We start from the raw sequence: 14,320 nt of genomic DNA, 5'->3' as shown, positions 1-14,320 counted from the left end.
AGGGCGCGCTGTGTCATGCTTTCCGACTCAAAGCACCACGGAAAGATCATGCCCACGTCATCGAAGGAAGCGGTCGGCAGCCGCTTCGATCCCGCACTGATGCAGCACGCGCGCGAGCGCACTTGGGCTGCGGTGGAGGGCATTCGCCAACGCATGCACCCCGGCATCAGCGAAGATGAAGCCCGCGCCGCTGCCGCGGAGGTGTTCAGCGGGCTAGGCATGGAACGGCTGTGGCACCCGGTGATCATCCGCATCGGCGTCAACACCACCCTCATGTACCGCGAGCGCTCCGAACCCTATGTGCGCCTGGGCGAGAACGACATCTACTTCATCGACCTCGGACTAGTGTTCGCCGGCCATGAAGGCGACGCGGGCGAAACCTTCGTGGTGGGCCACGCACCGGAAAAACAGGCCTGTGCGGACGCCGCGCGCGAACTGCACCGCCGGGTGGCCAATGCATGGCGCACGCAGGGCCTGAGCGGTGAGGCCCTGTATGCATTCGCCGAGGAAGAAGCGACGGCGATGGGTTGGCGTCTCAACCATGAGACCAAGGGCCACCGCGTGAGTGACTTCCCCCACGCGGTGTTCAAGGCGGGCGATCTGGGTGAACTCAGCGAGCTACCGGCCAGCGGCTTGTGGATTCTGGAGATCCAGATCGCCCACCCGACGGAACCCTATGGAGCGTTCTACGAGGATCTGTTGACGCGCGATTGAGCGTCGCGCCCATCGTCTGGTGGAGGTGCTCCCCATGATGACTGGCAACCCCGAAATGGAAGGCGGCTGCGACTGCGGCGAGGTGCGCTACCGGTTCAGCGGCCCGCCGCTGTTTGTGCACTGCTGCCATTGCCGGTGGTGCCAACGCGAAACAGGCACCGCGTTCGCGCTCAACGCCATGATCGAAACGGACCGCCTCAGCCTGCTCAAAGGCATGCCAGAAGTGATCGTGACCCCGTCCGAAAGCGGCAAGGGTCAGAAGATCTTCCGGTGCCCCACCTGCCGCATCGCTTTGTGGAGCCACTATGGCGGTGGCGGCGATGCGGTGGCCTTTATCCGCGTCGGCACCATGGACGAACCGTTCCGGGTGAGCCCGGACATCCACATCTACACCACCAGCAAGCAGCCCTGGGTGGTGATACCCGAGGGCCTGCCGGCCGTGCCGGAGTTCTATTCGCTGGACGAGTACTGGCCGCCCGAAAGCCAGGCGCGACGGCTCGTGTTGCGGGAGAGGCGGGAACCTCGCCGGTAACCGCCCAACCCCATTTGTAGGAGCGCACTTGTGCGCGACCCGCCGCTGGCGGGGCATTTGGCCCTGTGTTGAGGCAACAACGTCGTGAAGGCCGCGGTCGCGCACAAGTGCGCTCCTACAAGGTCTTCTGGGCCTGCCCGGCACCCCTCCCCCACCCTTGGTACAATGGCGGGTTCGCGAGCCCAGAAACCGCCATGTCTACGCATCTCACCGAAACCCGTCGCCGCCGCACGTTCGCCATCGTCAGCCATCCTGACGCGGGCAAGACCACGCTCACCGAAAAGCTGCTGCTGTTCGGTGGTGCCATCCAGATGGCCGGCTCGGTGAAAGGCCGCAAGGCCGCTCGCCACGCCACCTCCGACTGGATGGCGCTGGAAAAGGAGCGCGGCATTTCGGTGACTTCGTCGGTGATGCAGTTCCCGTACGAGGGCCGCATCGTCAACCTGCTCGACACCCCAGGCCACGCGGACTTCTCCGAAGACACCTACCGCGTGCTCACCGCGGTGGACTCCGCGCTGATGGTGATCGACTGCGCCAAGGGCGTGGAAGAACGCACCATCAAGCTGATGGAGGTGTGCCGCCTGCGCGACACGCCCATCATGACCTTCATCAACAAGCTCGACCGCGAGGGCCGCTCGCCGATCGAGCTGCTGGACGAAGTGGAATCGGTGCTGGGTATCGCCTGCGCGCCGCTTACCTGGCCGATCGGCATGGGCAAGCGCCTGAAGGGTGTGTACCACCTGCTGCTTGACGAAGTGCACGTGTTCGAGCAGGGCAAGAACTTCACGCGCCAGGATTCGACCATCTTCAAGGGTCTCGACGCACCGGGCCTTGAGGCAGCCATCGGCGCCGAAGCGCTGGCAGAGCTGCGCGATGAACTGGAGCTGGTGCAAGGCGCCTCGCATCCGTTCGATCTCGACCAGTACCTCGCCGGTAAGCTCACGCCGGTGTTCTTTGGCTCCGCGGTAAATAACTTTGGCGTGCAGCTGCTGCTGGACTTCTTCGTCGAGCATGCGCCCTCGCCCAAGTCGCGCGCTACGCTCACGCGTGACATCAAGCCGGAGGAAGATGCGCTGACGGGCTTCGTCTTCAAGATCCAGGCGAACATGGACCCCGCGCACCGCGACCGCATCGCCTTCATGCGCGTTTGCTCGGGCACCTATAACGCCGGCATGAAGATGATGCAGACGCGCACTGGCAAGGACGTGCGCATCGCCAACGCGCTCACCTTTATGGCCAGCGACCGCGAAATCGTGGAAAACGCCTATCCCGGCGACGTGATCGGCCTGCACAACCACGGCACCATCGGCATCGGTGACACCTTCACCGAAGGCGAGATGGTGAGCTTCACCGGCATCCCCAACTTTGCGCCGGAACTGTTCCGCCGCGCACGCCTGCGCGATCCGCTGAAGATGAAGGCACTGCAGAAGGGTCTGGCCCAGCTGTCGGAAGAAGGCGCCACGCAGTTCTTCCGCCCGCTGATGAGCAACGACCTGATCCTCGGCGCGGTCGGCGTACTGCAGTTCGACGTGGTGGCCTATCGCCTGAAGGACGAGTACGGCGTGGACGCCACCTTCGAGCCCGTCACCGTCGCCACCGCGCGCTGGATCCATTGCGACGACGCGAAGAAGCTCGAGGAATTCCGCGAGAAGAATGCCAACCATCTCGCCGTCGATGCTGCCGGCGAGCTGGTGTACCTTGCACCGTCGCGTGTGAATCTGCAGCTGGCGCAGGAACGTTCGCCGGCTGTGCGTTTCTCGGCGACGCGCGAGCACGCCACGTCGGTGGATTTGTAACGCAACCCGCCGTCACCCCCTCGCAAGCGTCGGGGTGACGGTCGGCAGATGTGGCCGCAATAGCTGCACTGTTAACCTTGGTGCTCTTTCAAGGGGAACTAGCGCATGCCTGCCAACCCGATCGCCTTCACCACGCCTGCATCTGCCACTGGGTGGCAACGCTGGATGGTGTTTTCGCCCGTTGCACGCATCGCATTCTTCGTCGCGCTAGGCATTGTCTTTTACAAGCTGATCGCACCTGTAGTCGTCGCACTCGGGTGGCTGGACAAAGACGCCACCCTCCTGGACCACGCACTGGCTAGACTGGCGCTAACGCTGGCGCCCAGCGCCATCAGCTACTTCGTGCTGACCAAGGCTGTCGAACGGCGCAAGATGGGCGAGTTCGCCTTGCGCGACATTCCCACGCTGGGCCTGGCTGGTCTGTTTCTCGGCGCGGGTCTCTTCAGCGCGGTCGTGCTGGTGCTCTGGCTCGCGGGCAGTTACCACGTCACCGGCACAAATCCGGACGTCGACTGGGTTCCTGCCGTGCTCGCCGTTGGTCTCGGCGCCGGCCTCTTTGAAGAGATCGTCTTTCGCGGCGTCCTGTTCCGAATCGCCGAGGAAGGGCTCGGCACGTGGGGAGCATTGGCGATCTCTGCAGTGGTCTTTGGCGGCATCCACATCTCCAACCCCGGCGCTACCCTATGGAGCTCACTCGCCATCGCCATCGAGGCCGGCGTCCTGCTCGCTCTGCTCTATCACGTGACGCGCTCGCTGTGGCCGTGCATCGGCCTGCACGCCGCATGGAACATCATGCAAGGCACGGTATTCGGCATTCCGGTGTCGGGCACCGATGCGAAGGGTTGGTTGGTCTCCAACCGCACCGGACCCGATTGGCTGAGTGGTGGCGTATTTGGCGCCGAAGCCTCGGTGATAGCGCTGATCCTCTGCTCGAGCCTTTCCGCCCTGCTGCTCATCATTGCCCTTCGTCGCGGCACCATCATTGCGCCGAGCTGGCGTCGACGCGCAGCTGCCGGCGCCTGAGTCAGCTATCGCCTTCACGAAAGTGGCGATAACCTGAGGGCCTACCCGCCAGAACCAGCGATATGACGTCGCAGGGTCAGGCGGGTGGGTTCGACAGTTACCGTCCGGCCCGGCAAGACGTCCGGGCCAACTCACCGTGAAGACGTATGGCCACCCCCAAAAAAAGCCGCTACTCCTGGCTGGCGCATCAGCCGATGCAGGTAAAGATTCTGCTCGCGATCGGCCTGCTCATGCTGCTGTTCGTGGTGAGCGGCATTGTTACCCTGCAATCCCTTTCCCGTCAGGACGTCAGCTGGCAATGGTCCCGGCACACCTATGACGTGCGCGCCAAGCTGGACGATGTAGTCGAGCACCTGCAGGCCGGCCAGATGGCACTGCGCGGGTATCTGCTCAATCCGCAGGGACCCGAGTTGCCGGCGTTCCACAAAGCCAACGCCGACGTGGCCGCCGACCTGGCCGAGCTGCGAAAGATGACCAGCGACAATGCGCTCCAACAGGCACGCCTCGATCGGCTGGAAGTCATGGCTGCCCAGTGGCAGAAGGAGGCCATGGCGAACGGCATCGACGCCATGCAGGCCATCAAGGCGAGTGATGCAAGTACCAGCGCCCAGGAACGCGTGCGCGTGCAAACGTCTTATCTCGAGCGCCGCACCGTGCGTACCGACGATGCGGTGGCACTGGTTCGGCAGATGGACGACACCGAGTTGAGCCTGCTCGACGAGCGCCAGAACACCCAGCGTCGCGACGTGCTGGTGGTACGTGCCGTCACCTGGACCACCCTGCTGCTGAGCCTGCTGCTCGGCGCCGCCGTGGTACTCATGACGTTCCGCCTGATTACGCGCCCGATGCGTCGCATCACGGACCTGATGACGCGCCTGGCCAATCACGATCACAACATCGAGATCCGCCAGCTGGAGCGCCGCGACGAAATCGGCGAGATCGCCCGCGCACTGCAGGTGTTCAAGCAGATGGCGATCGAAACCGCCGATCAGACCTGGGTGAAAAGCCATGCTTCGCAGATCGCCGGCGAACTGCAGGCGGTATCGGACGAGCGGGCGTTCGCCGAGCACCTCACCAGCACGCTCGTGCCCTTGCTCCAGGCAGGCGTTGGTGTGTTCTATCTTTTCGACGAGGACGACCAGCGCCTCAAGCTGCTTGGCAGCTATGGCCTGCAACAGCGCCGGCACCTGAGCACGGAATATGAAGTCGGCGAAGGCCTGGTGGGCCAATGCGCCATCGAGCGCAAGCCGATCAGCCTGCAGGAGGTGCCCGGCGACTACGTTCGCATCCACTCCGGCACCGGCGAGGCGCCACCGCGCGAGATCACCGTGCTGCCGCTGCTTTTGCGCGACAAGCTGCTCGGTGTACTCGAACTAGCCAGCTTCCATCATCTCGATGAGTCCCAGCAGAAGCTGCTCCAGGAACTGCTGCCGATCGCTTCGCTGTCGCTGGAAAACCTGCGACGCGCGCTGCGCACACAGGAGCTGTTGCTGCGCACCACCATGCAGGCGGATGAGCTTCGCGCGTCAGAGGACATTCTCCGGCGCCAACAGCAGGACCTGCAGGCGACCAACGAAGAACTCAACGACAAGACCCGTGAACTGCAGGAGCAGTCGCAGCGGTTGCTGGCGTCGGAGGAAGAGCTGCGCGTGCAGACCGAGGAACTGCAGGCCTCCAACGAGGAGCTGCGCCAGAAGACCGACACGCTCAACCAGCAAAAACTCGTGCTTGAAACCCTGCAGCACGAAACCGAGGAGAAGGCCGAGGAACTGGCGCGTGCCAGCCAGTACAAATCCGAGTTCCTCGCCAACATGTCGCATGAGCTGCGCACGCCGCTCAACAGCCTGCTGATCCTGTCGCGCAGCCTCGCCGACAACCGTGAAGGCAATCTCGACGCGGAGCAGATCGAATCGGCGCGCATCATCCACGACTCCGGCAGCAATCTGCTGCGCCTAATCAACGACATCCTCGATCTTTCCAAAGTTGAGGCCGGCAAGATGGACGTGGTGGTGGTGGACGTGCCGCTGAGTGACCTGGAGCGCTCGCTCCGGCGCACCTTCAGTCATGTCGCGCAGGAGAAGCAGCTCGGCTTCCATGTCGATATCGAGGCGGGGCTGCCGACCACCCTACGCACCGATGCGACCAAGCTCGAGCAGGTGGCCAACAACCTGATCGGCAATGCGTTCAAGTTCACCCATCAGGGTTCGGTCAACGTCCACATCGGCAGGCCGTCACCCGCCCTGGCGTTGCCGCCATCGATGCAGGGCAAGGACGTCATCGCCATCGCGGTGAGCGATACCGGCATCGGCATCCCACCAGAGAAAGCGCAGAAGATCTTCCACGCGTTCGAACAGGTGGACGCGAGCACCAGCCGCCAGTACGGCGGCACCGGCCTGGGCCTGACCATTTCCAAGCGCATGGTGGAATTGCTGGGCGGTGACATCGTGATGCACAGCGACGTCGGGCACGGCAGCACCTTCACCATCCTGTTGCCGCAGCACGGCCCGGCAGCGAACGGCGTGGCGCCAACCACGCCTGCATCCGCTCCGGCACCTGCGGTCGCCCGCCCTGCGACGACGACGGCCCTGTTGCCTGAAACGATCGAGGATGACCGCGAGCTCGTCGGGCCGGGGGATACCGTGATCCTCATCATCGAGGACGACCCCGTGTTCGCTCGCATTCTGGCCGACATGGTGCGTCGCAAAGGTTACCGCGCGCTGGCCGCTGTCGACGGCGAGTCGGGCCTGCAACTCGCCCTGCGCTATCGGCCCACCGGCATTCTGCTGGATGTGATGCTGCCGGGCATGGATGGCTGGACGGTGATCTCAAAGCTGAAAGAAAACGCGGCGACACGCCATGTGCCGGTGCACTTCATCTCCGCCGTCGATGAAGCCGGTCGCGGCCGCGAACTGGGCGCGGTGGGCTTCCTGACCAAGCCGGTGAGCCGTGAAGCCATCGGCGAGGCGTTCGACCGCCTGCTGCATTTTGCCGAAGGGCACATGCGCCATCTGTTGATCGTGGACGACGATGCTGACTCTCGTGCTGCCATGCGCACGCTGCTACGCCATGACGACGTGACCATCGACGAAGTAGGCACCGCCGAAGAAGCATTGCAGCGCAGCGCGGAAACGAACTACGACTGCATCGTGCTCGACCTCGGCTTGCCCGGCATGTCGGGCACCGAGTTCCTGGAGCAGCTGTCCAGCACCGGGCGGATTCCACCGGTGGTGATCTATTCCGGCCGCGAGCTGAGCCGTGAGGAAAGCCTCAAGCTGCGCCAGTACACCGACAGCATCGTGATCAAGGGCGCGCGCTCGCCGGAGCGTCTGATGGATGAGGTGAGTCTGTTCCTGCACAGCATTCAGGACGGCCAGGGCCACGGTTCCAAGGTAGCGACACCCACGGTCAACACCGCCAACGGCAGCGGCCTGCGCGACCGCAAGGTACTACTGGTGGATGACGACATGCGCAATCTGTTTGCCTTGTCCAAGGTGCTGCGTGGCTGGGGCATGCAGGTAACCATGGCGCAGGACGGTCAGAAGGCGCTCAAGGCGCTGGCCGACCACGAGGACATCGAGCTGGTGCTGATGGATGTGATGATGCCGGTCATGGACGGCTACGACACCATTCGTGAAGTGCGCGCGCAAGCCCACCTGGCCAAGCTGCCGATCATCGCGCTGACCGCCAAGGCCATGCGTGGCGATCGCGAGAAATGCCTCGATGCGGGCGCCAACGACTACCTGTCCAAGCCCATCGACATCGACAAGCTGTCGTCGATGATGCATGTATGGCTGCATCGATGAATGACACCAGCCACGACGCCGATGCCGAGATCGCGCTGGAAGACATCGAGATCGACCTGTTCGTGCGCGCGCTCAGGCTGCGCCACGGCTACGATTTCAGCCAATACGCGCCCGCCTCGCTGAAGCGACGCATCTTGCAGCTGGCCCACTCACAGCACGCGGAGTCGGTGAGCGCGCTTATCGCCCGCCTGCTGCACGAGCCGGGTTTTCTTTCCGTCGCGTTAGAGGGGCTGTCGGTACCGGTGTCGGAAATGTTCCGCGACCCGGACGTGTTTCGCGCGTTGCGCGAGCAGGTGTTCCCGGTGCTGGCCTCGTACCCGCAGATCAATATCTGGCAAGCCGGCTGTGCGCATGGGCAGGAGGTGTATTCACTGGCCATCCTGCTTGAAGAAGCCGGCCTGTACGAACGCACGCAGATCTACGCCACCGATTTCAACGAGCGGGCACTCGAGCAGGCACAGGAAGGGATCTATCCAGCACGGGAGGCGCAACTGTGGTCGCGCAATTATCTCGCGGCCGGTGGCAGCCATTCGCTTGCCGACTACTACAGCGCGCGCTATGAGTTGATCAAGCTCGATCAGCGCCTACGCCGCAATGTGATCTTCGCCAATCACAACCTGGTCACCGACGAGGTATTTTGCGAGGCACATCTGGTGTTGTGCCGGAATGTGTTGATCTATTTCTCCGATCCGCTGCAGGACCGCACGCTTGCGCTGTTCCGCGACAGCCTGGTGCGCGGCGGCTTCCTGTGTCTCGGCACACGCGAAAGCCTGGATTTTGCCCCATCCGCAGCAGACTTCACTCCCGTCGATCCTGCGCTGCGCATCTACCGGCTGGGATCTCGCATGGCTGGCAGGGAGTGACATGACCACGGCACGGGCCATCGTCATCGGTTGTTCCGCAGGTGGACTCCATGCATTGGAAGTGCTGTTTGCCGCACTCTCGCCTCAGCTCACCCTGCCCATCGCGGTGTGTTGCCATACCGGCTCGTCAACCGTGAGCCTGATGTGTGAACTCCTGGCACAGCACGCCACGTTGCCCGTGGTCGAAGCCCGTGAACGTGCGGCGTTGCAAGGCGGCATCATCCATGTCGCACCCAGCGGCTATCACCTGCTGGTGGAAACCAGTCATCGCTTTTCGTTGTCGGTCGACGAACGCGTCAGTTTTGCTCGCCCGTCCATCGACGTCCTGTTCGACTCGGCTGCCGAGGCTTATCGCGAAGCGCTGATCGGTGTCCTACTCACCGGCGCCAACAGCGATGGCGCCGAAGGCTTGCGACACATCCGTCGCCTCGGCGGCCTGGCCGTCGTACAGGAACCCACCGACGCCGAAGTCTCCGCCATGCCCGCAGCGGCGTTGGAGCTCGCCGGCGCCGACCATTGCCTGCCGCTTGCCGGCATCGCCCCACTGCTCAACCGTTTGTGCCTGCCATGACCCTGCCCGCTCCCAAAGTCCTCGTTGTTGACGACACGCCTGCCAACCTGGTGGCCATGCGTCACCTGCTCGCCGAGAGCGGTGCGCAACTTTTTGAGGCCGACAGCGGCAATGCCGCGCTCGCGCTGTGCCTGGACCACGAGTTCGCGCTGATTCTGCTCGACGTCAACATGCCGGAGATGGACGGCTTTGAAGTCGCTTTCCTGATCGGTGAAGACGAGAAGCTGCGTGAGACGCCGATCATCTTCGTCACCGCCGCCTACGCCGATGACATCAATCGCGTGCGCGGCTACCACTTCGGCGCGGTGGATTACATCGCCAAGCCGATCAACGACATGATCCTGCAGTCCAAGGTGCGAGTCTTTCTGGAGCTGTACCGCGCACGCGCCGAACTCAGGGCCACGCTGGCCACGCTGGAAGAACGCAATGCGCAGCTCAATGTAGAGATTGCCGAGCGCCTTCGCGTGGAGGAGCGCATCCGCTATCAGGCCACGCACGACATGCTTACCGGCCTACCCAATCGCGTGCTGTTTCACGACCGGCTGCTCACCGCCATGCAGCGTGTGCCACGCCATGGCCCCGGTTTTGCGCTGGCCCTGCTGGATATCGATGGATTCAAGGGCATCAATGACACCCAGGGCCATCCCGCCGGTGACATGTTGCTGCAGGCCATTGCCGAGCGGCTGGGCGATCAGGTGCGCGCGAACGATACCGTCGCGCGACTGGGGGGCGACGAGTTTGCACTCGTCCTTGAAGACGTCAGTGACGAAGACTCACTGATGCGGCGCTGCCAGCAAGTGTGTGCCGCGCTTGCGGCGCCCTACCCGCTGGATGGCAGCAAGGGGGCTTTCATTGCCAAGGTGAGCGCCAGCATCGGCATCGCGCTTTGGCAGGGCACAACGCAGAACGACGAGGATCTGATTCAGGCGGCCGATCGCGCACTTTACCGCGCCAAGGACGAAGGCAAGAACCGCTGCGTGATGGCGTCCTGAATGCTCAACGCGAGCTACGCGGCGACACCCACATGTCGATGCGTGCGCGGAACACTTCCTTGCCCGCACCATCGCTGATCCTGACCGTTACCGGCCACGCATAACCGCTGATCGATTCAACAGCGGCGGACTCCGGTGTAGCCACTGCATGCATGGTGCCCTTGGCCTTGGCCAGGTATTGCACGCTCATGCCTTTGGGAATCCAGCGCATGCTGGCGGGAATGGTGACGTCGGTCATCATGCCGGCACTCAGCTCGGCGGCGTTGCACAACGCGATCGCATGCACAGTGCCGATGTGGTTGTGAACACGACGACGATCGCGGATATCGACCGCGCAACGGCCCGGTTCCAGGACAACAAAGTGCGGACGGATCGTGGCGAAGTAAGGTGCTTTGAAGCAGATCAGGCGCGAGTACAGCCAACGCCCACCTGGCAGGGAAACCAACCGACGATACAGCGACAACGCCTGACTCATGGCAGCTCTCCTGCGAGAGCGGAGCGCCTAAGGTGCTCCGCCCGTTCCTAGGGTGTCGGGAAGAATCAGGCCGCGTCGGCCAGCTTCTTGTTGCGATCGGCGCGGGTCACCGCTGCACGCAGTTCGGCAGGATCAAAGTCATCCACCGAGATGAACTCGAACACGCCCTCGCGCACGCGCTTGAGCAGCTCGAACTCGGCAGCGTTGATCACACCCGCCTGCATGGCCTCGACCAGCTGGCCGTTGTAGTCGTGCGACTTGAACTGGCCCGTCTTCTGCGCCTTGCCGAACTTGCGCTCCACCGGTTCTGCGGCGATCACGTCGGGCAGCAGCGCGTTCATGCGACCAATCGTGTTGTTCGACGTCGGGGTGAGATAAACCCACTCAGTCAGGCGATCGCGCGCCTCGCCCGGCGCTGTGATGAGGGCAGCCACGCGACGACCCAGGCGATCCGAAGGCGGCACTTCACGGCGGCCAAACGGGAACACTAGCGCACGCAGCAACCACGCTACCGGCTTCACCGGGAAGTTGCGGATCGCGCCATCCAGCGCCATCTGCGTACGCCACATGCATTCATGGAACGCCCACGCCAACAGCGGGCGATCCGCTTCCGGACGACCGGTGTCCTCGTAGCGCTTGAGCATGGCGCTGGCGATATACAGATAGCTCAGCACGTCACCCAGACGCGCCGACAGTTTTTCCTTGAACTTCAGCTTGCCGCCCAGCACACCCATGAAGGTATCCGCGCACAGTGCCAGCGCCGCGGAGTAGCGGTTGAGCTTGCGGTAATAGCGGCGCACATAGGCATCGCCCGCCGTTTCGCCAATGCGCGAACCGGTGATACCCATGGTGAAGGCACGCACGGCATTGGAGATGCCGAAACCGATGTGCCCGAACAGCGCACGATCGAAGGACCGCAGGCGATCACCATAATCCGCGATCGACAGCGCCTGCATTTCCTTCAGCACGTAGGGATGGCAGCGAATGGCACCCTGACCGAAGATCATCAGGCTGCGCGTCATGATGTTGGCACCTTCCACCGTGATGGCGATGGGCACACCCTGCCATGCGCGGCCAGCGTAGTTCTTCGGGCCGAGCTGCACACCCTTGCCGCCGTGCACGTCCAGCGCATCACCCGCGATCACACGGCCCCATTCGGTGGCGTGGTACTTCGCGATGGCCGACGGCACTGCCGGCTTCTCGCCACGATCCACCGCCGCCGCCGTAGCGCGCGACAGCGCTGCCGTGGCGTAGGTCAGGCCGCCGATGCGGGCCAGTGCTTCTTCGACGCCTTCGAAACGGGCAATGGAGAGGCCGAACTGCTTGCGCATGCGCGCATAGGCGCCCGTCGCTGCCACGGCGGCGCGCACGCCACCCGTCGCGTTAGACGGCAGCGAGATGGCGCGACCAACCGAAAGGCATTCCACCAGCATGCGCCAGCCGTGGCCGGCCATATGCGGACCACCGATGAGCACCGACAGCGGCACGAACACGTCCTTGCCGTGCAGCGGGCCGTTCTGGAACGGGACGTTCAGCGGGAAATGACGACGGCCGATCTCCAGACCCGGCGTCGAACGCGGGAGCAGCGCCAGCGTGATGCCCAGATCTTCCTTGTCGCCCAGCAGTTTTTCCGGGTCGTACAAGCGGAAGGCCAGGCCCACCACCGTCGCAATCGGCGCCAGGGTGATGTAGCGCTTGTCGAAGGTGAGCTTCATGCCCAGCGTTTCAACGCCATCGACGATCTGTTTGCACACGACGCCGTAGTCGGTAATCGACGTCGCATCGGAGCCCGCATACGGACCAGTGAGCGCGAAACAGGGAATCTCCTCACCCACGGCAAGACGCGGCAGATAGTGGTTCTTCTGCTCGTCGCTGCCGTAGTGCAGCAACAGTTCGGCCGGGCCGAGCGAGTTGGGCACGGCCACGGTGGATGCGACCGTTGCCGACATGGTGGCGAGCTTCTGCAGCACGGCCGAGTGCGCCAGCGCCGAGAAGCCCAGGCCACCATACTGCTTCGGAATGATCATGCCGAAGAACTTGTGCTTCTTGATGAAGGCCCAGACCTCCGGCGGCAGGTCGGCCAGCTCATGGGTGATCTGCCAGTCATCGATCATGCCGCACAGTTCTTCGACCGGGCCATCCATAAAGGCCTGCTCTTCCACGCTCAGCTCGGGCTTGGGCTGCTTCAGCAGCTCGTGCCAGTCCGGCTTGCCGGAGAACAGCTCGCCCTCGAAGCCCACCGTGCCCGCTTCCAGTGCGGTCTGCTCGGTTTCGGAAAGCTTGGGCGTCACCTTGGCGAACATTTTCAGCAGCGGCGCGCTGATCTGTTTGCGGCGGAAGCCGTCCATGAGCAGCGGCACGGCAATCGCCAGCTCAATCACCAGAAGAATGAAGGTTGTCCATGGCGCGCCAGCAACAAAGCCAACCACGACGGTGGTGATCACCGTGGCAATCGCCCATGTACGCAAACTGGTGCGGTGGTAGGCACAGGCGCCGGTGGCAATGAGCGCCGCCAGCAGAGTCAGGATCACGGACATCTCAACACCTCGTTACGAGTGACGACTTTGCGAAACAAGTTCACGGATTCAGTGGGCGACCGCATCGCTGCGATCGTGTGAAGAAAGCTTGCTGATGAAGCGTGCGATCTCGCGAGTGAACGCGTCGTTGGCATCGCCGGCCACCATATGCGTGGCGCGAGGCAACTCGACATGTTCCGCGTGGGGCACCAGCTTCAGAAATTCATCGACATTGCCGCGCGATACGACATCGCTGCGCCCGCCCGATAACAGCAGCGTGGGCACCTGCACACGCGCTGCGGCGGCCATAAGACGCGGCTGGTAGCGTTCGCTTTCGCTCACGAGGCCATTGAGCAGCGCAGGATCCCAATGCCAGCGGAGGCGGCCATCAGCGCCTTGACGCAGCAGCGGACGCAGCTGGTCCTCGGTTTTGCGTTCGGCGCGATGCGGCATATAGACGGCGATCTGCTCGGCCGCTTCCTCGTAACTGGCGAAGCCGTCCGGGTGCGCCTGCATGAAAGCGAGAATGCGTTCGACACCGGCGGTTTCCCAACGTGGCGTGATATCCACCAGCACCAGTGCGCTGAATGCCTCCGGGTCGATCTCTCCGGCCACCACCAGACCCAGCAGACCGCCCATGGAGGCGCCCATCAGAATCGGCTTGCGCTGCTCGGAACGTGCAAGCAGGCGCAGATCGTCGACGAACTGCTCCATGTGGTAGTCGCCGCCGGGTACGCGGTCGCTCTCACCGTGACCGCGACTATCGAAGCTGATACAGCGATACCCCTCGGCGGCGAGCGCCGCAGCAGTACCCCGCCAGGCGCCCCGGGTTTGCCCGAATCCATGCGCAAACAGCAGACCAGGGCTGCCTGATGGGTTGCGCACCTCGACGGCCAGTTCCAGGCCATCGGTGGTGCGGACTCGGCTGACGGTTTTTTCGATCGGGGATGTCGATACCATACGCTCGAGTATGGATTGCGGCAAATGGCCACGTCAATATGCGCCGCCGCATCCGGCCTTCATTGATTCAATAAC

The 14,320-nt window shown here is 63.4% G+C and carries 11 protein-coding genes; 8 read left to right on the top strand and 3 right to left on the bottom strand.

The genetic code is table 11. From position 1 onward, the window contains the following. Positions 1 to 48 precede the first annotated feature (48 nt). The 8 genes from AC0GUR_RS14875 (at position 49) to AC0GUR_RS14840 (ending at position 10,294) form a co-directional block, all read left to right on the top strand. Positions 49 to 714 (top strand): M24 family metallopeptidase, encoded by a 666-nt coding sequence (locus tag AC0GUR_RS14875; protein WP_472878274.1) that lies wholly within the window; start codon positions 49 to 51, stop codon positions 712 to 714. Between the two features lie 34 nt (positions 715 to 748). Beyond that, positions 749 to 1,246, top strand: a complete 498-nt coding sequence (locus AC0GUR_RS14870; protein ID WP_472878273.1) for a GFA family protein — start codon at positions 749 to 751, stop codon at positions 1,244 to 1,246. Between the two features lie 194 nt (positions 1,247 to 1,440). Continuing rightward, positions 1,441 to 3,042 carry a peptide chain release factor 3 gene (locus tag AC0GUR_RS14865; RefSeq protein ID WP_472878272.1) on the top strand — a complete coding sequence of 534 codons (1,602 nt, stop codon included), beginning with the start codon at positions 1,441 to 1,443 and terminating at the stop codon, positions 3,040 to 3,042. Positions 3,043 to 3,147: 105 nt separating this feature from the next. After that, complete coding sequence (locus tag AC0GUR_RS14860) at positions 3,148 to 4,065, top strand: lysostaphin resistance A-like protein (protein WP_472878271.1); 918 nt, start codon at positions 3,148 to 3,150, stop codon at positions 4,063 to 4,065. Between the two features lie 146 nt (positions 4,066 to 4,211). After that, the gene (locus AC0GUR_RS14855; RefSeq protein ID WP_472878270.1) at positions 4,212 to 7,868 is read left to right on the top strand and encodes a response regulator; all 3,657 of its coding nucleotides are present in this window, start codon (positions 4,212 to 4,214) and stop codon (positions 7,866 to 7,868) included. Continuing rightward, positions 7,865 to 8,731: a CheR family methyltransferase gene (locus AC0GUR_RS14850; protein WP_472878269.1), complete on the top strand. Its 867-nt coding sequence runs from the start codon at positions 7,865 to 7,867 to the stop codon at positions 8,729 to 8,731. The genes AC0GUR_RS14855 and AC0GUR_RS14850 overlap by 4 nt, the downstream gene beginning before the upstream one ends. Position 8,732: 1 nt before the next feature. Beyond that, on the top strand, positions 8,733 to 9,302 hold the full coding sequence (locus AC0GUR_RS14845; RefSeq protein WP_472878268.1) for a chemotaxis protein CheB: 570 nt from the start codon (positions 8,733 to 8,735) through the stop codon (positions 9,300 to 9,302). Next, a complete protein-coding gene (locus tag AC0GUR_RS14840) occupies positions 9,299 to 10,294 on the top strand; it encodes a diguanylate cyclase domain-containing protein (protein ID WP_472878267.1) in 996 nt (331 codons plus the stop codon). The genes AC0GUR_RS14845 and AC0GUR_RS14840 overlap by 4 nt, the downstream gene beginning before the upstream one ends. A 4-nt stretch (positions 10,295 to 10,298) precedes the next feature. Here AC0GUR_RS14840 and AC0GUR_RS14835 read toward each other — a convergent pair whose 3' ends face one another. The 3 genes from AC0GUR_RS14835 to AC0GUR_RS14825 form a co-directional block, all read right to left on the bottom strand. Further along, complete coding sequence (locus tag AC0GUR_RS14835; protein WP_472878266.1) at positions 10,299 to 10,769, bottom strand: hotdog fold domain-containing protein; 471 nt, start codon at positions 10,767 to 10,769, stop codon at positions 10,299 to 10,301. Between the two features lie 65 nt (positions 10,770 to 10,834). Continuing rightward, positions 10,835 to 13,306, bottom strand: coding sequence for an acyl-CoA dehydrogenase (locus tag AC0GUR_RS14830; protein WP_472878265.1), 2,472 nt, complete (start codon positions 13,304 to 13,306; stop codon positions 10,835 to 10,837). A 48-nt stretch (positions 13,307 to 13,354) separates the two neighbouring features. Then, positions 13,355 to 14,245, bottom strand: a complete 891-nt coding sequence (locus tag AC0GUR_RS14825) for an alpha/beta fold hydrolase (protein ID WP_472878264.1) — start codon at positions 14,243 to 14,245, stop codon at positions 13,355 to 13,357. Positions 14,246 to 14,320: the final 75 nt, after the last annotated feature.

This window comes from Dyella sp. PARNA 12/25 (assembly GCF_055702865.1).
Note: the sequence above shows the minus strand (reverse complement) of the source record. Positions and strands in the feature narration are given on the sequence as shown.

Coding starts and splice junctions, on each gene's coding strand:
- AC0GUR_RS14870 (WP_472878273.1), top strand. CDS start 749: ATGATGACTGGCAACCCCGAAATGGAAGGCGGCTGCGACTGCGGCGAG.
- AC0GUR_RS14875 (WP_472878274.1), top strand. CDS start 49: ATGCCCACGTCATCGAAGGAAGCGGTCGGCAGCCGCTTCGATCCCGCA.
- AC0GUR_RS14850 (WP_472878269.1), top strand. CDS start 7,865: ATGAATGACACCAGCCACGACGCCGATGCCGAGATCGCGCTGGAAGAC.
- AC0GUR_RS14830 (WP_472878265.1), bottom strand. CDS start 13,306: ATGTCCGTGATCCTGACTCTGCTGGCGGCGCTCATTGCCACCGGCGCC.
- AC0GUR_RS14835 (WP_472878266.1), bottom strand. CDS start 10,769: ATGAGTCAGGCGTTGTCGCTGTATCGTCGGTTGGTTTCCCTGCCAGGT.
- AC0GUR_RS14840 (WP_472878267.1), top strand. CDS start 9,299: ATGACCCTGCCCGCTCCCAAAGTCCTCGTTGTTGACGACACGCCTGCC.
- AC0GUR_RS14860 (WP_472878271.1), top strand. CDS start 3,148: ATGCCTGCCAACCCGATCGCCTTCACCACGCCTGCATCTGCCACTGGG.
- AC0GUR_RS14825 (WP_472878264.1), bottom strand. CDS start 14,245: ATGGTATCGACATCCCCGATCGAAAAAACCGTCAGCCGAGTCCGCACC.
- AC0GUR_RS14845 (WP_472878268.1), top strand. CDS start 8,733: ATGACCACGGCACGGGCCATCGTCATCGGTTGTTCCGCAGGTGGACTC.
- AC0GUR_RS14865 (WP_472878272.1), top strand. CDS start 1,441: ATGTCTACGCATCTCACCGAAACCCGTCGCCGCCGCACGTTCGCCATC.
- AC0GUR_RS14855 (WP_472878270.1), top strand. CDS start 4,212: ATGGCCACCCCCAAAAAAAGCCGCTACTCCTGGCTGGCGCATCAGCCG.